This window comes from Faecalibacterium sp. OF03-6AC (genome assembly GCF_003478175.1).
In the GTDB taxonomy this organism is placed as follows: Bacteria; Bacillota; Clostridia; order Oscillospirales; family Ruminococcaceae; genus Faecalibacterium; species Faecalibacterium taiwanense.
In genome coordinates this window covers 259271-284685 of record NZ_QUEN01000001.1, presented here as the reverse complement: position 1 = coordinate 284685, position 25415 = coordinate 259271, and the positions used below count along the sequence as shown (strand labels likewise).

The 25415-nt window shown below is 59.9% G+C and carries 23 protein-coding genes; 21 read left to right on the top strand and 2 right to left on the bottom strand.

Features of this window, described 5'->3' with window-relative positions:
- Nucleotides 1-176 precede the first annotated feature (176 nt).
- The 20 genes from DXA66_RS01285 (at nucleotide 177) to DXA66_RS01190 (ending at nucleotide 22116) form a co-directional block, all read left to right on the top strand.
- A complete protein-coding gene (locus DXA66_RS01285; RefSeq protein WP_118526326.1) occupies nucleotides 177-959 on the top strand; it encodes an RNA methyltransferase in 783 nt (260 codons plus the stop codon).
- Nucleotides 956-2092, top strand: coding sequence for a DNA-processing protein DprA (gene dprA, locus DXA66_RS01280; protein WP_118526324.1), 1137 nt, complete (start codon nucleotides 956-958; stop codon nucleotides 2090-2092). The genes DXA66_RS01285 and dprA overlap by 4 nt, the downstream gene beginning before the upstream one ends.
- Nucleotides 2093-2220: 128 nt before the next feature.
- Entirely contained in the window at nucleotides 2221-4305 is a 2085-nt protein-coding gene (gene topA, locus DXA66_RS01275; RefSeq protein ID WP_097776545.1) for a type I DNA topoisomerase, read from the top strand.
- Between the two features lie 12 nt (nucleotides 4306-4317).
- Nucleotides 4318-5691, top strand: coding sequence for a methylenetetrahydrofolate--tRNA-(uracil(54)-C(5))-methyltransferase (FADH(2)-oxidizing) TrmFO (gene trmFO, locus DXA66_RS01270; RefSeq protein ID WP_118526322.1), 1374 nt, complete (start codon nucleotides 4318-4320; stop codon nucleotides 5689-5691).
- Between the two features lie 15 nt (nucleotides 5692-5706).
- The gene (gene plsX, locus DXA66_RS01265; protein ID WP_097776547.1) at nucleotides 5707-6723 is read left to right on the top strand and encodes a phosphate acyltransferase PlsX; all 1017 of its coding nucleotides are present in this window, start codon (nucleotides 5707-5709) and stop codon (nucleotides 6721-6723) included.
- Nucleotides 6724-6741: 18 nt separating this feature from the next.
- Nucleotides 6742-7416, top strand: a complete 675-nt coding sequence (gene rnc, locus DXA66_RS01260; protein WP_097776548.1) for a ribonuclease III — start codon at nucleotides 6742-6744, stop codon at nucleotides 7414-7416.
- Nucleotides 7417-10974: a chromosome segregation protein SMC gene (gene smc / locus DXA66_RS01255; protein WP_118526320.1), complete on the top strand. Its 3558-nt coding sequence runs from the start codon at nucleotides 7417-7419 to the stop codon at nucleotides 10972-10974.
- 31 nt (nucleotides 10975-11005) lie between these two features.
- Complete coding sequence (gene ftsY / locus DXA66_RS01250) at nucleotides 11006-11956, top strand: signal recognition particle-docking protein FtsY (protein WP_005944371.1); 951 nt, start codon at nucleotides 11006-11008, stop codon at nucleotides 11954-11956.
- Nucleotides 11957-11969: 13 nt separating this feature from the next.
- Nucleotides 11970-12605 carry an RdgB/HAM1 family non-canonical purine NTP pyrophosphatase gene (rdgB, locus tag DXA66_RS01245; RefSeq protein ID WP_118526318.1) on the top strand — a complete coding sequence of 212 codons (636 nt, stop codon included), beginning with the start codon at nucleotides 11970-11972 and terminating at the stop codon, nucleotides 12603-12605.
- 207 nt (nucleotides 12606-12812) lie between these two features.
- Entirely contained in the window at nucleotides 12813-13109 is a 297-nt protein-coding gene (locus tag DXA66_RS01240) for a YhbY family RNA-binding protein (RefSeq protein WP_005932885.1), read from the top strand.
- Nucleotides 13110-13111: 2 nt separating this feature from the next.
- Nucleotides 13112-13795 carry a nicotinate (nicotinamide) nucleotide adenylyltransferase gene (gene nadD / locus DXA66_RS01235; RefSeq protein ID WP_118526316.1) on the top strand — a complete coding sequence of 228 codons (684 nt, stop codon included), beginning with the start codon at nucleotides 13112-13114 and terminating at the stop codon, nucleotides 13793-13795.
- Complete coding sequence (gene yqeK, locus DXA66_RS01230) at nucleotides 13746-14324, top strand: bis(5'-nucleosyl)-tetraphosphatase (symmetrical) YqeK (protein ID WP_118526314.1); 579 nt, start codon at nucleotides 13746-13748, stop codon at nucleotides 14322-14324. Before nadD ends, yqeK begins: the two co-directional genes overlap by 50 nt.
- Before the next feature lie 138 nt (nucleotides 14325-14462).
- Complete coding sequence (locus tag DXA66_RS01225) at nucleotides 14463-15836, top strand: LCP family protein (RefSeq protein ID WP_243089007.1); 1374 nt, start codon at nucleotides 14463-14465, stop codon at nucleotides 15834-15836.
- 22 nt (nucleotides 15837-15858) lie between these two features.
- Complete coding sequence (rsfS, locus tag DXA66_RS01220) at nucleotides 15859-16242, top strand: ribosome silencing factor (protein ID WP_118526312.1); 384 nt, start codon at nucleotides 15859-15861, stop codon at nucleotides 16240-16242.
- 96 nt (nucleotides 16243-16338) lie between these two features.
- Complete coding sequence (gene leuS, locus DXA66_RS01215; RefSeq protein ID WP_118526310.1) at nucleotides 16339-18888, top strand: leucine--tRNA ligase; 2550 nt, start codon at nucleotides 16339-16341, stop codon at nucleotides 18886-18888.
- 221 nt (nucleotides 18889-19109) lie between these two features.
- Entirely contained in the window at nucleotides 19110-19286 is a 177-nt protein-coding gene (gene rpsU, locus DXA66_RS01210; RefSeq protein ID WP_005928271.1) for a 30S ribosomal protein S21, read from the top strand.
- A 108-nt stretch (nucleotides 19287-19394) separates the two neighbouring features.
- Nucleotides 19395-19898 (top strand): YqeG family HAD IIIA-type phosphatase, encoded by a 504-nt coding sequence (locus tag DXA66_RS01205; RefSeq protein ID WP_118526308.1) that lies wholly within the window; start codon nucleotides 19395-19397, stop codon nucleotides 19896-19898.
- Nucleotides 19895-20761, top strand: coding sequence for a TIM barrel protein (locus tag DXA66_RS01200; RefSeq protein ID WP_118526306.1), 867 nt, complete (start codon nucleotides 19895-19897; stop codon nucleotides 20759-20761). Before DXA66_RS01205 ends, DXA66_RS01200 begins: the two co-directional genes overlap by 4 nt.
- Before the next feature lie 119 nt (nucleotides 20762-20880).
- Entirely contained in the window at nucleotides 20881-21438 is a 558-nt protein-coding gene (gene efp, locus DXA66_RS01195; protein ID WP_005928281.1) for an elongation factor P, read from the top strand.
- 87 nt (nucleotides 21439-21525) lie between these two features.
- On the top strand, nucleotides 21526-22116 hold the full coding sequence (locus DXA66_RS01190) for a CD1247 N-terminal domain-containing protein (protein ID WP_118526304.1): 591 nt from the start codon (nucleotides 21526-21528) through the stop codon (nucleotides 22114-22116).
- Between the two features lie 42 nt (nucleotides 22117-22158).
- Here DXA66_RS01190 and DXA66_RS01185 read toward each other — a convergent pair whose 3' ends face one another.
- A complete protein-coding gene (locus DXA66_RS01185) occupies nucleotides 22159-22443 on the bottom strand; it encodes a hypothetical protein (protein ID WP_118526302.1) in 285 nt (94 codons plus the stop codon).
- Nucleotides 22444-22683: 240 nt separating this feature from the next.
- Between DXA66_RS01185 and DXA66_RS01180 the strand changes: the two genes are divergently transcribed.
- A complete protein-coding gene (locus DXA66_RS01180) occupies nucleotides 22684-23586 on the top strand; it encodes a GDSL-type esterase/lipase family protein (RefSeq protein ID WP_118526300.1) in 903 nt (300 codons plus the stop codon).
- A 50-nt stretch (nucleotides 23587-23636) separates the two neighbouring features.
- Here the strand turns inward: DXA66_RS01180 and DXA66_RS01175 are convergent, their stop codons facing one another.
- Nucleotides 23637-25298, bottom strand: coding sequence for a formate--tetrahydrofolate ligase (locus DXA66_RS01175; protein WP_118526298.1), 1662 nt, complete (start codon nucleotides 25296-25298; stop codon nucleotides 23637-23639).
- Between the last annotated feature and the right edge of the window lie 117 nt (nucleotides 25299-25415).

Genomic DNA, 25415 nt, shown 5'->3' with positions numbered 1-25415 from the left:
CGTATACGCGGGCGTCCGTTTTGTATCCGGGGTTCTTACGGCAGGGAAACATGTTTTTCAGGGCAGCGCCCTGCCGCAGGAATGCTTTGTGGCAGACGCTGCCCTTTTTGCATTTTTTGAACAAGACGGCAGACTACTTTTTGAACGACAGTACAGCGAAAGGTTGAATACACACGATGGACGAAAAAATCACCAGCCGGGAAAACGCAAAGATCAAATACGCCTGCCGCCTTTCTTCCAGCGCGGCATTCCGCCGCAGCGAGGGCCGCTTTCTGGCCGAGGGCCGCAAGCTCTGCCCGGAGCTTGCCCGCGGTGCGCAGCTGGAGACCTTATTTTATACGGAAAGCGCTATGGCAAAGTGCCCGGAGCTTGCCGGGCTGCCCGGTGAACACTACCTTGTGGAAGACCATGTGGCCGATAAGCTGGCCGATGTGGGCACCCATCAGGGAGTGTTCGGCGTGTTCCGCACCCCGGTGCACACACTGGACGAAGTGAAGGCGGGCGGGCGGTATCTGGCGCTGGAACGGGTGCAGGACCCCGGCAATGTGGGCACCCTGCTGCGCTCTGCTGCGGCCTTTGGCTTTGACGGTGTGATCCTGAGCGACGGCTGTGCCAGTGTGTATGCCCCCAAGACCCTGCGCGCTTCCATGGGAGCCGCCGTGCGCATCCCGGTGATCGAAGCCGGTGCCATGCCCGATGCCATCACCCAGCTGCGCGCAAAGGGTATCACCTGCCTTGCTGCCGCGCTGTACAAGTCTCAGCCGCTGAGCGCGGCGCAGGCAAGCTGCCCCGGCGGCGTCTGCGTCGTCATCGGCAGCGAGGGTCAGGGCCTGACCGATGAGACCATTGCTGCCTGCAGCAGCACGGTGCGCATCCCCATGACCGACCGGGTGGAAAGCCTGAACGCCGGCATTGCGGGCAGCATCCTGCTGTGGCATTTCCGGGAGGAAAGCCTATGAGCGGCCTTGCAGGGCAGACCAGCCTTTTCCCGCCGGAGCCTGCCCCGGATCCGCTGCTGTGCTGGCTGTGGCTGGCCCATGTGCTTGGCCCGGCCAGCGTTCACGCGGGCCGTGTGCTGGATGCCTTTGGCGGTGCACAGGAAGCATGGGAAGCGCGGGACACCGCTGAATTCCGTGCTGCAGCCGGGGATGCTGCCGCGCTTCGCGCACAGCAGCTGGACCCGGAACAGTATCACGCACTGGTCATGCGGTGCGATGATCTGGGTGTGCGCATCCTGCCGTTTGACGACCCGGACTATCCGCTGGCGTTTTCCCGCATCCCGGATATGCCGCTGGTGCTCTACTGCACCGGCGATCCGCTCTGGCTCAACGAGCCGGGCGCGGTGGGCATCGTGGGCAGCCGCAAGCCTACCGAATACGGCCTGAACGCAGCGGCGGACATTGGCGGGGAACTGGCCCAAAGCGGCGCTTTGATCGTCAGCGGCCTTGCGGACGGGCTGGACAGCGCCGGGCACCGCGCTGCTGTCAAAAACAACTGCCCTACCATTGCTGTGATGGGCGTGCCCATTGACCGCACCTATCCTGCGGCCAATGTGGTGCTGCGGCACAAGATCGAGCAGAAGGGCTGCGTGATCAGTGAGTACCCGCCCCGCAGTGAGGGCGTTGGCCCAAATGGATTTTTGCAGCGCAACCGGCTCATTGCGGCGCTCAGCTCTGCATTGCTGGTGGTGGAAGCGCAGGAAAAAAGCGGCACCATGTCCACCGTGTCTCACGCCGAACGCTATGGCAAGCCGGTGTTCGCGGTGCCAGGCAGCATCTACTCGCCCAATTCCGCAGGCACAAACGGCCTTTTGCGGGACGGCAGAGCGCGTGCCGTGTGTTCTGCTGCGGACCTGCTTGGCCCGCTGGGCCTGCGCCGGCAGAGCGCAGCGGCGGTGACGGCAAAGCAACCGGAGCCTCTGAGCGAGAACGAGCGGAAGGTGCTTTCCTGCATCGGGCCGCAGCCCTTTGGCATCGAGGAGCTTTGCGTGCGCAGCGGCCTGCCCACAGCGGTGCTGCTGGGCACCCTGATGAAGCTGGAGCTTTCCGGCCGGGTGCTGTGCATGCCGGGCAAGCGGTATGTGATAAAATAGTATAATTTCTGCTGGCGCAGCACACAACAGCTGTGGTATGATATAAAAATAGAGAATCCCGTACTGTGCAGTTGCACGGTGCGTTCCTGATAGAGAAGAAAGAAAATTTGAAATGGGAGTAAACTCGAATGGCGAAACTGGTTATCGTGGAGTCGCCTGCTAAGGCGAAAACCATTGGCAAGTATCTGGGCGATGATTACGAGGTCACCGCAAGCATGGGCCATATCCGTGACCTGCCCGCTTCCCAGCTGGGCATCGATGTGGAGCACGGCTATGCCCCACAGTACATCAGCATCAAAGGCAAGGAAAAGCTCATCAAGGAATTGAAGAGCAAGGCCAAACACGCAGACGGCGTGCTGCTGGCAACCGACCCGGACCGTGAGGGCGAAGCCATCAGCTGGCATCTGGCAAACATTCTGGGGCTGGACCCCCACGAGCCGAACCGCGTGACCTTTGACGAGATCACCAAAAAGGGCGTGAAGGAGGGCATGGCCCATCCCCGCGCCATCGACGAAGATCTGTTCAACGCACAGCAGGCCCGCCGTGTACTGGACCGTCTGGTGGGCTACAAGCTCAGCCCGTTCCTCTGGCGCAAGGTGCGCCGGGGACTTTCCGCAGGCCGCGTGCAGAGCGTGGCCGTGCGCCTGATCGATGACCGCGAAAAGGAGATCGAGAGCTTCAAGCCCGACGAATACTGGAATGTGGATGCCACCCTCGGCGCAGGCCACAAGAGTTTTACCGCCCGGCTGGCCACCGATGCCAGCGGCAAAAAGCTGCTGCCCAAAAACGAAGCCGAGGCCCGCGCCATTGAAAAGGGTCTGGAAGGGGCCGAGTACGTGGTGGCAGAGCTGAAAAAGGGCAAGCGGGCAAAGCAGCCCACTCCGGCTTTTATCACCAGTACCCTGCAGCAGGAGGCATCCCGCCGCTTGGGCTTTACGGCCACCCGCACGATGCGCGCTGCCCAGACCCTGTACGAAGGCGTGGACATTGCGGGCCACGGCACCATGGGTCTGATCACCTACATGCGTACCGACAGCCTGCGCATCTCGGATGAAGCCGTTGCCGCCGCAAAGGAATATATCGCAGGGGCCTACGGTGAAGCCTATATCTGCCCCTACAAGCGCACATGGAAGACCAAGAGCGCCACTGCCGCACAGGATGCCCACGAGGCCATCCGCCCCTCGGTGCCGTCCCTGACACCGGACGAGGTGGACAAGAGCATCAGCGGCGACACAGCAAAGCTCTACCGCATGATCTGGAGCCGCTTCATGGCCAGCCAGATGGCAGACTGCCAGCAGGACACCGTGTCCGTCACGGTCAGCGCGGCGGACTACCGTTTCAAGGCCAGCGGCTATACCGTTACCTTTGACGGCTTCACCGTCCTGTACGAGGAAGCCACCGACGAAAAGGAAAAGAAGGAGACCGCCCTGCCCCCGCTGGAACAGGGTCAGGTGCTGAAGCTGCGCGACCTGAAGAGCGAGCAGAAGTTCACCCAGCCGCCCGCCCGCTACACTGAAGCGACCCTCATCAAGGCACTGGAAGAAAACGGCATCGGTCGTCCTTCCACCTACGCACCCATTATCACCACCATCATCGACCGCGGCTATGTGGAGCGCGACCAGAAAAAGCTCAAGCCCACCCTGCTGGGCCGGGCTGTGGATGGGCTGATGCTGGAGCAGTTCCCCCACATCGTGGATGTGGACTTCTCCGCCCAGATGGAAAAGAATCTGGATAAGATCGAGAGCGGCAAGGCTGACTGGCACAAGACGGTGGACGACTTCTATCAGGGCTTTGCGGCAAGCCTCGAGCAGGCCGAAAAGAACATGGAAGGCAAAAAGGTAAAGGTGCCGGACGAGCCTTCCAGTGAGGTGTGCGACCTGTGCGGCCGGCCCATGGTCATCAAGGTGGGCAAGTACGGCAAGTTCCTGGCCTGCAGCGGCTTCCCGGAGTGCCGGGGCACCAAGCGGCTGGTCAAGGATACCGGCGGCATCTGCCCCAAGTGCGGCAAGGGCCGTATGCTGGAGCGCAAAAGCTCCAAGGGCCGCATCTATTATGGCTGCGAGCGCTACCCGGACTGCGACTTTATGACATGGGACATGCCGGTGCCCACCAAGTGCCCCAAGTGCGGCAGCACCATGTTCCGCAAAGGCTCCAAGCTGTATTGCGCAAAGGAAGGCTGCGGCTACGAGATGCCGGTGCCGAAAAAGGACTAAAAGGATAAAACTATGAACTATCAAGTAACCGTGCTGGGCGCTGGTCTTGCGGGCTGTGAAGCCGCCCTCTGGCTGGCTGGCAAGGGCGTGCAGGTAGACCTGTACGAACAGAAGCCCGTGCATTTTTCGCCCGCACACAAAAGCGCAGGCTTTGCAGAGCTGATCTGCTCCAATAGCCTGAAAGCCGAACGGCTGGACTCTGCTTCCGGCCTGCTGAAGGAAGAAATGCGCCGGATGGGCAGCCAGCTGCTCAACGCCGCCGAGACGGCCCGCGTGGCCGCTGGCGGTGCGCTGGCGGTGGACCGCGACGCATTCAGCGCCGAAGTGACCCGCATGGTGGAAAGCTGTGAAAATATCACTGTCCACCGGGAGCAGGTGGAGCATATCGATGCATCTGCCCCCATTCTGGTGGCCACCGGCCCATTGACCGACGGCGCACTGGCCGATGAGATCGGGGCCTTGACCGGGGACGAGCGGCTGCACTTCTACGATGCCGTGGCCCCCATCGTCACCGCTGAAAGTCTGGACTACAACAAGGTGTTTGCCGCCTCCCGCTATGACCGGGGCGAGGCCGACTACCTGAACTGCCCTTTCAACAAGGAAGAGTACGAGAAATTCCACGCGGCTCTCGCTTCGGCAGAGCGCGCACCGCTGCACGACTTTGACACCGGGGCCGAGCAGTCTGCTCAGCCCGACCCGGATGCCCACGGCAAAAAGGCCGATACCGTCACCGTGTATGAGGGCTGTATGCCCATCGAGATCATGGCCGCCCGGGGTGCCGACACCATGCGGTTCGGCCCGCTGCGCCCGGTGGGCCTTGTGAATCCCAACACCGGACACCGTCCATGGGCCAATGTCCAGCTGCGGGCCGAAAATAAGGAACGCACCCTGTACAACATCGTGGGCTTCCAGACCAACCTCAAGTGGGGAGAGCAAAAGCGGGTGTTCAGCATGATCCCCGGGCTGGAAAATGCCGAGTTTGTGCGGTACGGTGTCATGCACCGCAACACCTTCCTCGATGCGCCCCGGGTGCTCAGCGCCCAGCTGTGCCTGAAAGAGCACCCCAATGTGTTCTTTGCGGGCCAGATCACCGGCTTTGAGGGCTATATGGAAAGCGCTGCCTGCGGCCTGCTGGCGGCCCGCAGCCTGTATGCCCGGCTGGAAGGAAAGGAGCTGCCCGCCCCGCCTGTGGATACCATGTGCGGTGCGCTGGTGCAGTACCTGACCACCGAGAACAAGCACTTCCAGCCCATGGGCGCGAATATGGGCATCCTTCCTCCGCTGCCGGAGGAGAGCCGCCCGCGGGACAAGCGCCTGCGTTACATGGCACAGGCCCAGCGCGCTGTTGCCAGCTTCCAGCACTGGCTGGATGAAACTTCTCTTTAAGAAGGGAGAAAAGCTATGAAGATTATCGTGGATATGATGGGCGGCGACAACGCCCCTCTGGCTGTGCTGGAGGGTGCCGCACAGGCCGTGAAAGAGTACGGCATCACCGTCGTCGGTGTGGGCGACGAAGCTCTGGTGCGCAGAACCGCACAGGAAAACAGCATCCCGCTGGACGGCATTGAGCTGGTGAACTGCACCGAGGTCATCGACATGTGCGATGAGCCTGCCCGCGCCATCCGCCAGAAGAAGGATTCCTCCATCGTGGTGGGCTTGAACATGCTGAAAGACGGCAAGGGCGATGCCTTTGTTTCCGCCGGCAGCACCGGTGCGCTGCATGTGGGCGCAAGTCTCATCGTGCGCACCCTCAAGGGTGTCAAGCGCCCGGCTCTGGCTACCATGGTGCCCGCCAAAAAGCAGGCTTATCTGCTGCTGGACTGTGGTGCCAATGTGGAGTGCCGCCCCGAGATGCTGGCGGCGTTCGCTGTCATGGGCAGCTGCTATGTGAACAAGGTGGAAGGCCGCTGCAGCCCCAGCGTGGCGCTGGCCAACAACGGTGCGGAGGAGAGCAAGGGCACCCCCATGCTCAAGGAAGCACACCAGCTGCTCAAGACCACCCCCGGCGTCCGCTTTGTGGGCAACATCGAGCCCCGCGATGTGCCGGGTGGCGAGGTGGACGTGGTGGTGTGCGATGGCTTCACCGGCAATGTGATCCTCAAGCTGACCGAGGGCGTGGCGAAAATGCTGCTGGGCATGCTGAAACAAATGTTCCTCGCAAACCTCGGCGGCAAGCTGGCCTATCTGCTGCTCAAGGGCAGCGTAGCAGACCTGAAGCACCAGATGGACAGCGAGGAGTACGGCGGCGCACCTTTCCTGGGTGCAAGGCAGCCGGTCATCAAGGCCCACGGCTCTTCCAAGGCCAAGGGCATCAAGAACGCCATCCGTCAGGCAAAGATCTGCGTGGAGAACGATCTGTGCGGCACCATGCAGTCTGCGCTGGATGAGCTGGCTGCGGCACAGAAAACTGAGGAATAAAAGGGAGTAAAAACGACCATGAGCCATCAGTTGGAAACAATTATTGGTTATAAGTTCAAAAACCCGGAGCTGCTGGAGATCGCGCTCACCCATACCAGCTATGCCAACGAGAGCCGCACCCCGGTCAAACACAACGAGCGGCTGGAATTTCTGGGCGACAGCGTGCTGCAGATCGTCTCGGCAGATTATCTGTTCCATGCCTATGCCGACCGGCCGGAGGGCGACCTGACCCGCATCCGCGCCAGCCTTGTCAGCGAGGGGGCCCTGTTCCAGTTCGCGCAGGAGATCGATCTGGGCGAATACCTGCGCCTTGGCCGCGGCGAAGAGCGCTGCGGCGGACGCAACCGCCCCAGCGTTGTGTCCGATGCGTTTGAAGCGCTGATCGCGGCTTTGTATCTGGATGGCGGCATGGATGTGGCCCGCAGCTTCATCCTGCCCTTTATCACCGAGGGCAAGCACGCCGAGGCCGACTACAAGACCCGCCTGCAGGAGATCGTGCAGCAGAACCCGGAAGAGCGGTTGAGCTATGTAGTAGAAAGCGAGTCCGGCCCAGATCACGACAAGCATTTCGTGGTGGCTGTGCGGTTCAACTCTGACCGCGTGGCCCGTGGCGAAGGCCGCAGCAAAAAGGCCGCTGAGCAGTGCGCCGCCAAAGAAGCGCTCAAGCTGCTGGGCGTGATAAAGGAAAAGTAAATGGTATTCAAGGAACTGGAGATCCAGGGCTTCAAGAGCTTTCCCGATAAAGTCAAAATTCGGTTCGACGCAGGCGTTACCGGCGTGGTGGGTCCCAACGGCTCCGGCAAGTCGAACCTTTCGGACGCAGTGCGCTGGGTGCTGGGCGAGACCAGCTCCCGCCAGCTGCGCGCGGCGGGCAAGATGGAGGACGTGATCTTCGGCGGCACCCGGCGGCGCGGAGCCATGGGCTTTGCGCAGGTGCGGCTGACGCTGGATAACGCAGACCACACCTTTGATCTGGACGCGGACGAAGTGACCATTGGCCGCAAATATTACCGCTCCGGCGACAGCGAGTATACCATCAACGGGCAGGTGTGCCGGTTGAAGGATGTGTACGAACTTTTGCTGGATACCGGCATTGGCCGCGACGGCTACTCGGTGATCGGGCAGGGCCGCATTGCGGAGATCGTGGCCGCAAAAAGCAGTGAGCGCCGCGAGATCTTTGAGGAAGCCTGCGGCATTGCCAAGTACCGCTACCGCAAGACCGAGGCAGAACACCGCCTTGCTGCGGCGGGCGAAAACCTTGAACGTCTGCGGGACATCCTTGGCGAGCTGGAAAGCCGGGTAGGCCCGCTGGAAAAAGAGAGCGCCAAGGCAGAAAAGTTCCTCGAGTTGGCCGCACAGCGCAAAACGCTGGAAGTGACCCTGTGGACCGACGGTGTGCACCGCGCGCGCGAAGCCGTGCGCCAGCAGGTGCGGGACTACGAGACAGCACAGGCCGACTACGAGCGCTTTGACCGGGAGACGAAAGCCGCCGAGCAGGAGGCTGAGGAGATCCGGATGCAGGCACAGCAGCTGACGGTTGCTGTTGAGCGCCTGAATGGGGATATCCGCAGCATCACCGAGCAGATCAGCGGGTCGGAAAGCCGTATCGCTGTGCTGGAAAACGACATCCTCCGCAACGAGGAGAGCGCCGCATCCCTGCAGGAAGAAATCAGCGCCGGGGAACAGGACAGCACCGAGGCACAGGCCGCCTTGCAGCGTCACCGGGCCGTGGCAAAGACCATGGAAGCGGAGGGCGAAAAGCTGGCGGCAGAGATCGAGGCGTTGAACGCGGAGATCGCACGTCTGACCGATGCCAGCAGTGCCAGTGGTGCCCGCAAGGATACCCTGAAAGCAGAACTTGCCGGCCTGACAGCCCGGCGCACCGAAGCACAGGTGGCGCAGGCCGCTGCCGAAGCTGCCGGGGAAACAGCCCGCCAGCGCCTGCCTGCCCTTGAGCAGAGCGTGCAGGAAAGCACCGCCCAGCGGGACGAAGCAAAGCAGGATCTGGACGACACCATCAAGTATCGCCGGATGCTGGAAGAAAACGAGAAGCAGCTGACGAATGTCCGTTCCGGCGTGGAACTTAAGCTGAAAGGCCGCAAGGCTGCGCTGGACGATGCCGACGCAGCAGAGCAGTGCCTTGGCCGTGAGCTGGATGCGGCCCGCCAGCGCCTTTCCGTGCTGCGGGAACTGGAAAAGAACATGGACGGCTACCAAAACTCGGTCAAGGCCGTCATGCGTGCTGCCGGTGCACGCCGCCTGCGGGGCATCATCGGGCCGGTGTCCGCCATCTTAAAGGTGGAGCCGGGCTGTGAAGTGGCTGTGGAAACGGCTCTGGGCGGTGCGCTGCAGAACATCGTGGTAGAGAACGAAGCCGCTGCCAAAGCGGCCATTGCCCTGCTGCGCAATGACAATGCAGGCCGCGCCACCTTCCTGCCGCTGGATACCGTCCAGCCCGGCGTGTTCCGTGGCCGACTCTCCGGTACGGCACGGCTTGCCTCCAGTCTGGTGCAGGCCGACCGCCGGTATGAGAACATCGTATCCAATCTTTTGGGCCGCATCATCGTGGTGGACGACATCAACGAAGCTTCTCGCGTGGCGCGGGACAACGGCTTTCGCAGCAAGGTCGTGACCATGGATGGTCAGGTGATCAATGCAGGCGGCAGCTTTACCGGCGGCAGCGTCCAGCGCAGCGCAGGCCTGTTCACCCGCAAGCAGGAGATGGAAGAGCTGCGGGTGAAAGCGGCCAGGTTACAAAAAGACTGCCTTGCTGCACAGGAAAAGACCGACCAGTGCAAGGAGCAGGTGGACGCTTTGCAGGCGGAGCTGACCGCCACGGCCAGTGAGCAGATCACCGCAGCCAACGACAGGGTGCGTGCTGAGGCAGAGCAGAAGCGGCTGGAAGCTGCTGCCGCCCAGCTGGAAACGGCCCGCAGCAACGGCCAGCAGCAGATCGACGCTTTGCAGGCGGCCTTGACAGAGAGCCGTGGCAAAGCAGAGGAAGCTGCCAGCCTGCAGGCCCAGTTGACGGCAAAGATCGACCTGCTGACGGCGGAGATGAACCGAATTGCCGAAGGTGACGACAACTTTGTGGCCCAGCAGACCGAACTGAGCCAAAAGCTCAGCGCAAAGCGGCTGGAACAGGTGACCCGCCAGAAGGATGCAGAGCTGGCCTACAGCCAGATCGCAGCGCTGCAACAGCGGGCACAGGATGCCGCTGCCCGCCGCGCCACGCTGGAAGAAAGCCTTGCGGCACTGGCACAGCGCAGCGAGAGCTGCCGGGCAGAAATTGCGGCCATCCGGCAGGCAAAGTCCGACAGCCAGACCGAGATCGCCCAAAAAGAAAAGGCAATCCGCGAAGCTACCGAACGGCGGCTGGAACGCCAGCAGGCTGAAACAGCGGCACTGAGCCGGGCGCGCACTTCCTCCGACAGCCGCGAGGAAATGGGGCGCGAGATGGCCCGCCTTGCAGAGCGCAAGGCCGCTGCCGAGACCGAGTACGACCAGACCGTGGCAAAGCTGTGGGATGAATACCAGCTCTCAGTCAGTCAGGCAGAGAACCTTTGCGTGGAGTTTGAAAGCCTGACGGCCCTGCGTGCACAGGTGGCCGACCTGCGCGGCAAAATTCGCGCTCTTGGCAGCGTGAATGTGAGCGCCATCGAGGAATACAAGGAGGTCAAGGCCCGCTACGATGCCCTGATGCATCAGGTGACCGATGTGGAGGAAAGCCGCAATGAGCTGACCCGCATGATCTCCAGGCTTTCGACACAGATGCGGGAAATCTTCTCCGACAGCTTCCGCGCCATCAACGAAAACTTTGGCCGCGTATTTACCGAGCTGTTCGGCGGCGGCGAAGCCAGCCTTGTGCTGGAGGATGAAAGCGATGTGCTCTCCTGCGGCATCGGCATCCGGGTGGCACCGCCGGGCAAGGTGATCAAAAATCTGGAAGCGCTTTCCGGCGGCGAGCAGGCGCTGGTGGCCATCAGCATCTACTTTGCCATTCTGGCGGTCAACCCGGCCCCGTTCTGTATTCTGGACGAGATCGAAGCCGCTCTGGACGATGCCAACGTGGTGCGTTTTGCCCAGTACTTACGCCGGGTGAGCGACAAGACCCAGTTCATCGTGATCACCCACCGCCGCGGCACAATGGAAGCCGCGAATGTGCTTTACGGCGTTACCATGCAGGAGGACGGCGTGTCCAAGCTGCTCAAGCTTGATCTGGAACAGGTTGACGCAACGCTGGTTTCCTGATATATATTAAAGAAAAAGATAGGAGGACACCATGGGGTTCTTCGGATTTGGCAAGAAAAACAAAGAAAAAGAACAGGAAAAAATGAAAACGGGTCTGGAAAAGACCCGCACCGGTTTCTGGGGCAATATCCTCAACACCCTCACCGGCAGCGTCATCGACGATGATATGTACGATGATCTGGAAGAGCAGCTCATCCTTGCGGATGTGGGCGGCGAGGTGGCCGTGCGTCTGGTGGACAAGCTGCGCGACCGTGTGCACGAAAAGGGCCTGAAGACCGGCGAAGAGGCGGCGGATGCCCTGCGCGACATCATTGCCGAGGAAATGACACCGGATGCCGAGATGGATCTTTCCGGCAAGCCGGCCGTCATTCTGGTCATTGGCGTGAACGGCGTGGGCAAGACCACCAGCATTGCAAAGCTGGCCGATCACTACACCCGCGAGGGCAAAAAGGTGATGCTGGCCGCAGGCGATACCTTCCGTGCCGCAGCCAGCGAACAGCTGGAGATCTGGGCCGACCGCGCCGGTGTGCCCATTGTGAGCGCAGGCGAGGGCGCAGACCCGGCGGCTGTCATTTTCGACACCGTAAAGTCTGCCACCGCACGCGGTTATGACATGGTCATTGCCGACACTGCAGGCCGTCTGCACAACAAGGCAAACCTGATGGCAGAGCTTTCCAAGATCAGCCGCAGCGTCAAGAAGGCCAGCCCGGAAGCCAGCCTTGAAACGCTGCTGGTGCTGGATGCCATCACCGGCCAGAACGCCATCAGTCAGGCCAAGGAATTCTGCAAGGCTGCAGATGCTACCGGCATCATCCTGACCAAGCTGGACGGCACCGCCAAGGGCGGCTGCGTGGTAGCGGTCAAGCAGCGTCTGGGCCTGCCGGTGCGCTTCATCGGCGTGGGCGAGGGCATCGACGACCTGCTGCCCTTTACCCCGGAGGGCTTTGTGGAAGAGCTGCTCCCGCGCCAGTGGAAGCACTAAGGAGGGTCGCAGCATGAAAATTTGTGCAGCCACCGGCAACGCCGGAAAGCTCCGCGAACTGCGCCGCATTCTGGAAGCGCAGGGCCACGAGGTGGTCAGCCAGAAGCAGCTGGGCATCACCATCGAGCCGGAGGAGACCGGCACCACCTTTGCCGAGAACGCCCTCATCAAGGCCGAGACCATCTGCAAGGCATGTGGTCTGCCCACCATCGCCGATGACTCCGGCCTGTGCGTGGATGCGCTGGGCGGTGCGCCCGGCGTGTACAGCGCCCGCTACTGCGGCCGCCACGGCGACGACGAAGCCAACAACGATAAGCTTCTGGATGCCATGCAGGCTGTGCCTGCCGGGCAGCGGGGTGCAAAGTTCGTGTCCGCGGTGTGCTTCATCCTGCCGGATGGACGGCATCTGACCTGCATGGGCGAGTGCCCGGGCAGCATCGCCTTTGAGCGGCTGTGCGGGGACTACGGCTTTGGCTACGACCCGCTGTTCATCCCCGCCGACTGCGGCGTGGGAAAGCACGATAAGCGCCCCAACACCGAGGGACGCAGCTATGCCCAGCTGACCCCAGACGAAAAGGATGCCATCAGCCACCGCGGCAACGCGCTGGCAATGCTGGAACAGCAGCTGCCGGGATTTCTGGCAGAATGAACTCCCCCAGTCTGCTTCGCAGACAGCCCCCTCGGAGATGGGGCCTTTGGCAGTCCGGCAAGCGTTTCGTTTCTGCCAAAGGCTCCCTCTTTGAGGGAGCTGGCAAAGCCGCAAGGCTTTGACTGAAGGAGTTTCTCACCGCAAGCGGAGACAATTCTAAATCGTTTCTTTATCGAAATATCAACCTCAAAATAAAGGAGAAAAACTATGCTGACAAGCAAACAGCGCGCCATTCTGCGCGGCAAGGCAAACACCATGGACCCCGTTTTCATCGTGGGTAAGGGCGAGATCGACGAGACCATGATCCAGGGCGTGAAGGACTGTCTGGATGCCCGTGAGCTCATCAAGCTCAAGGTGCTGGAAAGCAGCATGTACAATGCCCGTGAAGCTTCGGTCAAGCTGGCTGAGGCCACTGGTGCCGACTGCGTGCAGGTGATCGGCTCCAAGTTCGTACTGTACCTGCAGAAGAAAAAGGACAGCGCTTACGCCGACCTGCTGAAGTAAAAATGAAAGTTCTTCTCTACGGCGGTACATTTGACCCGCCCCACAACGGCCACCTGAACAATCTGCGCGCTGCCGCCGACCGTGTCCGCCCGGACAAGGTGGTGGTGATGCCGGCCGGGCTTTCACCGTTCAAGCAGCACACTTCGGCCCCGGGTGCGCTACGGCTGGAAATGTGCAGCTGCTTCCATGCACTGGAAGAGGGAATGGATGCCATCCCGCAGCTGGAAGTCAGCGGGTGGGAGGTAGCTCAGGCCAAAGCCGGGAACCACAATTACACGGTGCTCACGGTGGAAAAGCTGGCCCGGGACTACCCCGGGGCACAGCTGTACCTTGCCATTGGCAGTGATATGCTGCTGAGCTTTGACGGCTGGCACCGCTGGCAGGATATCCTGCGCCTTGCCCATCTGGTGGTCACCAGCCGCCATGTGGGCGACGACCCCGAGCTGCACGCAAAGGCTCTCCGGCTGGACCCCACCGGGGCACGCATCCTGTTTGCACCGGTACAGGCGCTGCCCATGGCCAGCAGCGACATCCGTACCCGTCTGGCTGCAGGCGAAGGGTGTGAAGCTGAGCTGCCGGAGGCGGTGCGGGCGGTTATCCGCCGGGAGAAACTCTACAAAAAGGAAGTATCAGCCAATGAACCTCAAACAGGCAAAGGAGCTTGTGCGCGGCCGCTTGAGCGATAAGCGCTATGAGCATACCTTGAATGTGAAAAAAACGGCCGTCAAGCTGGCAAAGATCTACGGTGAGGACGAGGAGCGGGCCGCGTTGGCAGCCCTGCTGCACGACTCGGCCAAGGAGATCAGCAAGGATGAGATGCGCGAGATCCTGCGCGCTTACCCCCAGTATGCAGAGGGCGGCGAAGAGCGCCCGGCCCCGGTGTGGCACGGCGTGTGCGCCGCCATTCTGGCCCGCACCCAGTGGGGTGTGACCGACGAAGCGGTGCTTAGCGCTATTGCCTGCCACACGGCGGGCAAACCCGGCATGACCCGGCTTGACAAAATTTTGTATCTGGCCGATATGACCAGCGCGGAGCGGGACTGGCCCGGAGTGGAAAAGCTGCGCAAGCTGGAAAAAAAGAATCTAGATGCCGCCATGCTGGCCGCGCTGAAGCAGACCAACGATTTCGTGCTCTCGCAGGGAAAACCTCTGGACCCGATGTCCAAGGCGGCCTATGAGGATATCCTGGCCCGCAGCGGGAAGAATGAACGGTGAGAGCACAGCTGCTCTGAAACAAGCGGAAACAGAAAACGGATTGCAGATTTCGTCGGATAATGCTATACTTAAGAGCATGACAGGTCTGCAGGAACATTTTTTTGCAGGACCGCGAAAATCTGGAGGATACAAAAAAGCATGAGCCAGACGCCACGCCATATCAATACTTCGCGTTCTCTGAACCGGCCGGATCCGGCAGCAGCCGCACCGCGCCACGCTGCGTCCAGCACGGATGCAAAGCAGAGCACAGGCGGTGCACACAATGAGCCGCCGCGCCGCCCGGCACAGGGAGCAGGGCAGGAGCCGCCGCGCCGCCGCAAAAAGAAAAAGAAAATGCCCCTCTGGCTGCCTTTTGCAGTGGTCATGGCCATCATCGCGGTGATCTCCGGTGTGGTGGTGTACGGAGTCAGCCTTGTAAACAAGGTGGAGGACAGCATCCGCCCGGACGACAGCACCCCTACCATTGAGGAAGAGGTCAAGACAGCCGAGGAATACAAGGGCGATGTGGTGAACATTCTGGTCTGCGGCATCGACTATGAAGAGGGACGCAGTTATTCCAACGACCCCACTTCCAATGATGGCATGACCGATATGATCCTGTACGTGCAGTTCGACATCAAGAACGGTGCACTGCGGATGCTGCAGATCCCCCGCAACAGCCTTGTCACCACCAAAAACAAAAAAATCACCCTGTCCAATGGCAAGACCTACGCCGCCACGAATTATCAGATCAACTCGGTGGCGATCTCCAATGGCGGCAGCATCGCCGCTCTGGCCGATGTCATCTACGATCAGTTCCGGCTGCCCATCGATTACTATGTGACGGTGGACATGCAGGCACTGGTGGATATGGTGGATAACTTTGGCGGCATTGAGGTGTATATCCCCCACGATATGTCCTACGGCGGCAGCAAACTGCTCAAGGGCTACCGCAATCTGGACGGTGCATCGGCAGAGTTCTTTGTGCGCTGCCGCCACGGCGACGGCTACGCCAATTCCGATATCGACCGCCTGAACATGCAGCGCTATTTCTATGCCGGCCTGTTCAAGCGTGCCCGCGCCATGGGTGTCACCGATATCCTGAACCAGCTGCCGCTGGTGTTCAAGAACTATATCAAGACGGATATGGACATTTCCACCATTGCAAAGCTGGTGGTGTCTTTCCTCAAGCTCGACAGCTCCAACATCATTCTGGCGCAGACACCGGTGTTCATGGGCGTGCCCAACGTGGGCAAGACCGACACCTTTGCCGGTTACTCCTGCGTGGTGCCGGATGCGGGTTCCATTGCAAACCTGCTCAACCAGTATTTCTGCACCTACACCGGCCCCATTGATGTGAGCGAAATGAACCTTGTCACCGACGAGTGGCCCCACGGCAGTGCATCCACCGATGCCAACGTGCAGTATATGGGCCGCATCGATAAGGAGTCGGACGATGCCATCCTGAGCGGCGATACAGACCTTGATGGCGCTGTTACCACCGACGGTCAGGCCGCAGGCTCCGCAAACTGAAACTGACAGAAAGGAAAAACATATGGAGAACTTCAACGACAGCAAGGCGCTTGCCATTGAGATCGCAAAGATCCTGGATAAGAAAAAGGCCCACGATGTGCGCGTGCTCAAGGTGGAAAGCCTGACCGTGCTCACCGATTACTTTGTCATTGCCTCCGGCACTTCCACCACGCAGGTGGCTGCTCTGGCCGACGAGGTGGAGTACGAGCTTTCCCAGAAGGGTCTGGAGCCCTACAGCACGGAGGGCTACGATTCCAAGAACTGGGTGCTGCTGGATTATTCCAACGTCATCGTGCACGTATTCGTGCCCAACACCCGCACCTACTACGATCTGGAGCACCTGTGGGCAGACGGCGAACCCATTGATATTTCCGAGTACCTTACCCCGGATAGCACTGTCGAATAAGGCAGAACGGCCCTGCCTTTTGCGGCAGGCAGCCTGTAGCATAAATCATTCCAATTACGGTATATGCAAAAGTAAAGTCTGGAGCTGATTACAAACATGAAGTACGATTACAAGGCTGTTGAAGCCAAGTGGCAGAAGGTGTGGGAGGACGAAAAGACCTTCCATGTCGAGATCGACCACAAAAAACCCAAGTTCTATGCACTGGTCGAGTTCCCGTATCCGTCGGGTGCCGGCCTGCATGTAGGCCATCCCCGCAGCTACACCGCGCTGGACGTGGTCAGCCGCAAGCGCCGTCAGAACGGCTACAATGTGCTGTATCCCATGGGTTGGGACGCTTTTGGCCTGCCCACTGAGAACTTTGCCATGAAGAACCACATCCACCCGGCCATTGTTACCAAGAACAATGTGGATCACTTCCGCAGCCAGCTGAAGGCTCTGGGCTTCTCCTTTGACTGGGACCGCGAGATCAACACCACCGATCCGGAGTATTATAAGTGGACCCAGTGGATCTTCCTGCAGCTGTATAAGCATGGTCTGGCTTACAAGAAGGAAATGAACGTCAACTGGTGCACCGGCTGTAAGTGCGTGCTGGCCAACGAGGAAGTTGTCAACGGCGTGTGCGAGCGCTGCGGCAGCGAGGTCGTTCACCGCGTCAAGAGCCAGTGGATGCTCAAGATCACCGCTTATGCCGATAAGCTGATCGATGGTCTGGACGGTCTGGATTACATTGAGCGCGTTGCCACCCAGCAGAAGAACTGGATCGGCCGCAGCCACGGCGCAGAGGTCAACTTCGGCACCACCGCAGGCGATACCCTGACCGTGTACACCACCCGCTGTGACACCCTGTTTGGTGCCACCTACATGGTCGTCTCCCCGGAGCATGCCGTGGTCAAGGAATGGCTGGACAAGGGCATCCTCAAGAATGCCGATGCCGTCAAGGCCTATCAGGCCGAGGCAGCCCGCAAGAGCGACTTTGAGCGCAGCGAGCTGAACAAGGAAAAGACCGGCGTCAAGCTGGAAGGCGTCATGGGCATCAACCCGGTCAATGATACCGAGATCCCCATCTTTATTTCGGATTACGTTCTGTCCACCTATGGCACCGGTGCCATCATGGCTGTGCCCGCCCACGATACCCGCGACTGGGAGTTTGCCAAGAAGTTCGGCCTGCCCATCATCGAGGTGGTCAAGGGCAATACCCCCTCTAATCTGGACGAAGCCGCTTTTACCGATGTGGCCACCGGCACGCTGGTCAACTCCGGCTTCCTGAACGGCCTGTCCGTCACCGATGCAAAGAAAAAGATGATCGACTGGCTGGAGGCAAACGGCAAGGGCTGCGATAAGGTCAACTACAAGCTGCGCGACTGGGTGTTCAGCCGTCAGCGTTACTGGGGCGAGCCCATCCCCATGGTCAAGTGTGAAAAGTGCGGCTGGCAGCCCCTGCCCGAGAGCAGCCTGCCCCTGACCCTGCCGGACATCACCGATTTTGAGCCGGGTCCGGACGGAGAATCTCCGCTGGCCCGCCACAAGGACTGGGTCAAGACCACCTGCCCCTGCTGCGGCGGCCCCGCTACCCGTGAGACCGATACCATGCCCCAGTGGGCCGGTTCTTCCTGGTACTTCCTGCGCTACATGGACCCCCACTGCAAGGATGCCATTGCTTCCAAGGAAGCTCTGGAATACTGGTCTCCGGTGGACTGGTACAACGGCGGCATGGAGCACACCACCCTGCATCTGCTGTACAGCCGTTTCTGGCATAAGTTCCTGTATGATATCGGCGCTGTGCCTTCTCCGGAACCCTACCAGAAGCGCACCGCTCACGGCATGATCCTGGGCCTGAACCCCCACAGCTTTGTCAACCTGCCCGCTGAGGAGCAGGATAAGCTGCTGAAGGAGTACGGCAGCCAGAAGGCCGCTGAAAAGGCTCTGGAAGAAAAGTACGGCGAAATGGCACGCCACCCCATCGTGAAGATGTCCAAGTCTCTGGGCAACGTCATCAATCCGGACGAGGTGGTGGACCAGTACGGTGCCGACACCATGCGTCTGTACGAGATGTTCATGGGCGACTTTGAGCAGGCTGCACCGTGGCAGACCTCTGCCATTGCAGGCTGCAACCGCTTCCTGGACCGCGTGTGGGCACTGTCCGACAAGCTGGTGGAGGGCGAGGGCTATCGTCCGCAGGTCGAGACCCTGATGCACCAGACCATCAAGAAGGTGGGCGCTGACATCGAGACCCTGAAGATGAACACCGCCATTGCCCAGCTCATGACGCTGGTGAATGCCCTGTACGACAACGGCGGCGCGACCAAGGCCGAGCTGGAGACCGTTGTTCAGCTGCTGAACCCGTTTGCTCCCCACATGACCGAAGAGCTGTGGGAGAAGCTGGGCCACAGCCACGATGAGCAGCTGGCTTACTACCCCTGGCCCAAGTACGAAGAGGCCAAGTGCGTGGAAAGCACAGTGGAGATCGCTGTGCAGGTGAACGGCAAGGTGAAGGCCCGCCTGAAGGTGGCTGCCGACATTGACGCTGCTGCCGCTATCGCCGCCGCCAAGGCTGACCCCGCTGTTGCTGCCGCTCTGGAAGGCAAGCAGCTGGTCAAGGAGATCTACGTCAAGGGCCGTCTGGTCAATCTGGCTGTCAAGGGCTAAACCAACCGATACCCTGCCGAAAGGCTGGATATACAACTACCCGCAGAGGCGGACTGGCGCATAAAACACCCGGGAACGTTTATTCAAAATCTTTTCAAAGATTTTGCGCAAAAAACTTTCAAAAAAAGGTTGACGAACCGGAGAAAATGCGCTATACTGTCTACTGTTAGTTACCATGTAACAACGAAATTCCTGCCTCACGGTCCAAGGGAGGGAATAAGATGTCGGAAATTCGTGTTAAAGAGGGCGAGTCGCTGGAAAGCGCACTGCGTCGCTTCAAGCGCAGCACCGCTCGCAGCGGTGTGCTCGCAGAGGTCCGTAAGCGCGAGGCTTACGAGAAGCCGTCTGTCAAGCGCAAGAAGAAGTCCGAAGCAGCCCGCAAGCGCAAGTTCAAGTAATTGATCACTTGAAGTCGCTGTTGCTTTAGATTTCATACGCGTTGCTAACGCCGATGTAGGGGAGCCTGTATTGCAGGTTCCCCTATTTTCATTGCAGGGAGAAATACTATGCTCATCACCCCCGAATACGTTTTCAAGGATGTCACCCACATCATGCCGGAATGGCTGGCGGAAAAAGGCATCACTGCGCTGGTGCTGGATATCGATAACACCCTCACCGCCGACCGCAGTCAGGAGCTGCCGGAAGAAGTGGCCGTGTGGCTGGACACTATGCGCAAGGCGGGTGTCAGGCTCACCATCGTGTCCAACGGTGCGGAAAAGCGGGTGCGGCCCTTTGCCCAGAAGCTGGGCCTTGCGTGTCTGTACCGCTCCGCAAAGCCGCTGCCCTTTGCTCTGATGGCGGCGCAGCACCGCATGGGCGTGAAGCGTCGTCAGATGGCGATGGTGGGCGACCAGCTCTATGCCGACCGCATGGCGGCAGCGCTGTACGGCATTCCGGGCCTGATGGTGGTGCCCCGCGGCCCGGACCTCGGTGCGCAGGTCATTCTCAAGCGTAAGTGGGAGAAAAAACACTGGCAGAAATACTATGACCGGGGAGGCAAGACCCTGTGAGCGATTGGAAGATCCGGTTCGGCACCGCAGGCACCAGCGACAGCTTTGCCGCCCAAGGCTACAAAAGCAGCTTGGATGTGCCGGAGTACACCGCAAAGATGGGACTGAACGCCTTCGAGTACCAGTGCGGGCGCGGCGTGCGTCTGGGGCTGGACAAGGCTGCAAAAATGGCCGCACTGGCCGGGCCAAAGGATATCCTGTTCAGCGTGCATGCACCGTATTATATCAGCATGTCCAGTCTGGAAGAGGAAAAGCGGCTCAACAGCATCCAGTATCTGCTGCAAAGTGCGGCGGTGTGCAAGGCGCTGGGTGGCAGACGCATCATCTTCCACTCCGGCAGCTGCGGCAAGCAGAGCCGGGAAGCGGCCCTTGAAAAAGCGCTGGATACCATGCGCCGTGCCGTGGAAGCGCTGGACGAAGCAGGCTTTGCCGATATGACTCTCTGCCCGGAAACCATGGGCAAGATCGGCCAGCTGGGCACACTGGACGAGGTGCTGGCGCTGTGCAGCGTGGATAAGCGCATTACGCCCTGCATCGACTTCGGCCACCTGAATGCCCGCACTCTGGGCGGCATCCGCTCAAAAGAGGACTACGCTGCCATCCTTGACCGCATGGCAGAAAAGCTGGGGGACCAACGGGCAGAACGGTTCCATGTACATTTTTCCCGCATCGAGTATTCGGCGGGCGGCGAAAAGCGCCACTGGACCTTTGCCGAGACCCAGTTCGGCCCTGAGCCGCAGCCGCTGATGGAACTGCTGGCTGAGCGGAAGCTGCAGCCGGTCATCATCTGCGAGAGCGCAGGCACGCAGGCTGAGGATGCCGGGGCTATGCAGCAGATGTACCATGCAGCGTGCAAAACGTAAAAAATTTTGTGTTTTTATCGTCTTTTTTGCCGAAACCCCTTGCCAAATGCAAACGGATTGGGTAAAATAAATAGAGATATGCGTTAAGCATTTGAGATTAAACTAATGGAGGAATTCCTATGATTTCTGCAGGCGAGTTTCGCAATGGCGTGACCTTTGAGCAGGACGGCCAGGTTCTTCAGGTCGTTGAGTTCCAGCACGTGAAGCCCGGCAAGGGCGCTGCCTTTGTCCGTACCAAGACCAAGAACGTAATCACCGGCTCTGTGGTTGAGACCAGCTACAACCCGACCGCAAAGTTCCCGCAGGCTTTCATCGAGCGCAAGGACGTGACCTATAGCTACGAGGATGGCGATCTGTACCACTTCATGGACAACGAGACCTACGATGACATCCCCGTCAACGCAGCCGATGTGCCCGATAACTTCAAGTTCTGCAAGGAGAACGAGCTGTGTAAGCTGCTGAGCTACAAGGGCAAGGTGTTCAGCGTCGAGATCCCCAACTTCATCGAGCTGGAAGTTACCCAGACCGAGCCGGGTGTCAAGGGCAACACTGCCACCAACACCCTGAAGCCCGCTACCGTCGAGACCGGTGCTGAGATTCGTGTGCCTCTGTTCATCAACGAGGGCGACCACATCCGCATCGATACCCGCACCGGCGAGTATATGGAGCGCGTCTAATCCCTTTAACGCCAAACCGGGCTGCGGGCAACCGTCTGCCCGGTTTTTTAAAACTCCGATTTTTCTTATTTTAAGGAGGGCATTCGTATGGAACTGAACAAAAAGGCAGCTTATCTGCAGGGTCTGGTCGATGGTCTGGGCATTGATGATACCACCAAAGAGGGCAAGATCATCAAGGCCATGAGCGCACTGCTGGGTGAAATGGCTGAGGTCATCGAGAGCGTGGACGAAGATCTTTCCCGCGCCTACGACCAGATCAACGACCTGAGCGATGAGCTGGAAGATCTGGAAGCAGATCTGTACGAGGAGGAGGACGAAGACGGCGAAAGCGAGGACGCTGAGGATGAGGACACCGATGGCGACGACGATGCCAAGGATGATGACATCGCCAGCGAGCCGTTCTATGAAGTGGCCTGCCCCAACTGCGGCGAGACCGTTTACGTCAGCGAGGATGATCTGGATGCAGGCGAAGCCAACTGCGCGCACTGCGGCGTGACCTTTGAGGTCGCTCTGGAAGGGGACGGCGAAGAGGATGCCGAGGATGGCCCCGTGCAGTACGAAGTGACCTGCCCGGACTGTGGCACCACCGCCGTGTTTGAGGAAGACGAACTGCTGGACGGCGCACCCAAGTGCCCGAACTGCGGCAAACCCCTCGACTTTGAGGTGACCGAAGAATAAGCAAAAAAGACCGCTGCACTCCGGTGCAGCGGTCTTTTTTGTTTACTGTGCGTTTGCCTTCTGCAGCCAGATGCTGCCGATGTCCAAAGCGTTGTACAGGCCGATCTTGGTGGTCTGACGCATCACGCGCTCCTGCGGAGCCTTGGTGGTGTCGGTAGAGAGCAGCATCAGGTGGACCTTGTCTGCAACCTGCTGGTCGCCCACAGGCTTGGTGGTCATGATCTGCAGATAGAGCACATATGGGTCGGTCATATTGCCGTAGTACAGCTCATTGTCCTTGCGGACGAGGGGCTTGCCTTTATAAGTCAGTTTTGGAGTAAATGCCATCGTGAAAGCCTCCCTATCAATAGTAGTTCAGTTCAGTATAACACATCTATGGTACAGGATGCAAGCTTTTGACCCGATAGAAGGCGGGCTTTTTGCACACAATGGCATGCCTGCGTGCAAAAGAATCTGCAATTTTAGGCACTCTAGCAGAAAACGGGTCTTGCCGGAATGCACAGATATGGTATACTATGAACGAGAAAGCCCGCAGCATAGCCCGGGCAGAAAAGTGAGGGAGACAGCATGGCAGACTATCAGGAATACCGGCGGCGCGTGCTGCGCAAACGCTGGCGCAGGCGGTTCATGGCGGCAGCTCTGCTGCTGCTGCTTTTGCTGGTGGGAGCCATCGGGATGTTGTGGAAGAGCCTGCACCGGGAACAGCGGCCCTCCGGCGTTGGGCAGAACACCATCCTGCAGGAGGTAACACAGGATAATACTTGGAACACGGCCTCCTACGCGGTGGCGCGGCAGCTCACGGTGCAGACGCTTGCAGACAGCGCGGCCACTGCGCTGGATTTCCGTATGGCGGCGCTGCCAAAGAGCAGCACGGCTGTGGGCAAGGAATGGTTCAATGACGTGAGCTTTGTGGGCGACAGCCTGACGCAGGGCATGCAGCTGTACGAAGAAGGAATGCAGAACGCCATGTTCTGTGCGTACAAGGGTGTTGGGCCGAACGTGATCGTCAACGGCACCACCTGCAAGCGCGCCGACGGCGTGGCTGAGGTGCCGCTGGAAGCGTTGACCGCCCAGCAGCCCAGAGCTATTTATGTTCTGCTGGGCACCAACGTGCTGGGCCGCGATACCGATTATAGCAGCTTTCTGACCTATTACCGGCTGATGCTGGACATGCTGAGCCAGACACTGCCAAATGCAAAGATCTATGTGCAGTCCATCACGCCGGTGCGGCCGGAAGTATGCCAGAAGTCCGGACATGAGGGCTTGAACCGCGACCGCCTGTGCCAGATCAACAATGAGCTGGCAGCCATTGCGCTGGAAAAGAACTGCTATTTTCTCAACCTGTGGGAAGTGCTGGCAGATGAAAACGGCGACCTGATCGAAAGCTACGCCCAGCCGGACGGCTACCATCTGAGACCCGCCGGGTATGCCGCATGGACGGATTATCTGTGCAGCCACACAGAAGGATAAAAAATAAGAGGTTCGTTCACTGAGCGAACCTCTTATTTTTTACTTGAAACTTAGAACAGGCCGGTGATCTTGCCGTCGGCATCCACATCGATGCTCACAGCGGCGGGCTTTTTGGGCAGGCCCGGCATGGTCATGATATTACCGCAGATGACCACCACAAAGCCGGCACCGGCAGCAAGGCGCACCTCGCGCACCTCCATGGTAAAGCCGGTGGGGGCACCGGTGAGCTTGGCATTGTCGCTGAAGCTGTACTGGGTCTTGGCGATGCACACGGGCAGGTTCCCGTAACCCATCTCAGTCAGCTCGGCCAGTGTCTTGCTGGCGGCGGCGCTGTAGTTCACACCGTCGGCCCGGTAAATTTTGGTGGCGATGGCGTTGATCTTGTCCTTCAGGGGCATTTCCAGCGGGTAGGTGTACTGGATGGGACGATCCTCCAGCACCTCCAGCACCTTCTCGGCCAGCGCCTTGCCGCCCTCGCCGCCCTTGGCGAATACCTCGCTCAGCACGCAGGGAACACCCTGCTCGGCGCACACCTGCTCCACGTAGGCCTGCTCTTCGGCGGTATCGGTGGGGAAGGCATTGATGGCGACCACCACCGGCAGGCCGAAGCCATTTTTCAGGTTGTCGATGTGGCGGATGAGGTTGGATGCACCGGCCTTGACGGCTTCGAGGTTGGGCTGGCTCAGGTCGGCCTTTGCCACGCCGCCGTGGCTCTTGAGGGCACGCACAGTGGCCACCAGCACGCAGGCAGAGGGAGCGATACCGGCGTAGCGGCACTTGATATCCAAAAACTTCTCTGCGCCCAGATCGGCACCAAAGCCTGCTTCGGTGATGGTATAGTCGGCCAGAGAAAGGCTCAGCTTGGTAGCCAGCACGCTGTTGCAGCCGTGGGCGATGTTGGCAAAGGGACCGCCGTGGATGATGGCGGGGTTGTTTTCCAGCGTCTGTACAAGGTTCGGGTCCAGCGCGTCCTTCAGCAGGGCGGTCATGGCACCGGCAGCACCGATCTCACCGGCAGTGACGGGCTTGCCGTCGTAGGTGTAGGCGCATACGATCTTTGAAAGACGCTCCTTCAGATCGGAAATGCTGGTGGCAAGGCAGAAAATTGCCATCACCTCGCTGGCAACGGTGATATCAAAGCCGTCCTCGCGGGGGGTGCCGTTCACCTTGCCGCCCAGACCGTCCACGATGAACCGCAGCTGGCGGTCGTTCATGTCCATGCAGCGCCTCCATGTGATGCGGCGGGGGTCGATGTTCAGCGGGTTGCCCTGCTGGATGCTGTTATCGATCATGGCAGCCAGCAGGTTGTTGGCTGTGCCGATGGCGTGCAGGTCACCGGTAAAGTGCAGGTTGATATCCTCCATGGGCACCACCTGTGCGTAGCCGCCGCCGGCTGCGCCGCCCTTGATGCCGAATACGGGGCCGAGGGACGGCTCACGCAGGCAGAGCATGGTCTTTTTGCCCAGAGCGTTCATGGCATCGGCCAGACCCACGCTGGTGGTGGTCTTGCCCTCGCCCGCCGGGGTGGGGCTGATGGCAGTGACAAGGATCAGCTTGCCCTGCTTTTTGGCATCGTGGATCAGGCGGTGATCGATCTTGGCCTTGTAGCGGCCATAGGGGATCACGTGCTCATCGGAAAGGCCCAGCTGGGCGGCGATCTCGGTGATGGGTCTCATTTTGGCTTCCTGTGCGATCTCGATATCGGTTTTCATCAGACATCCTCCTTTGGAAGTCGTTTTTACAAGCATTGCACGCCGCCTGAACGGCCTTTTTGCTCGCATCCTGCGTTGCTTTCCCTTGCAATCCGTCAGGATTGCTGCGAAAAATCG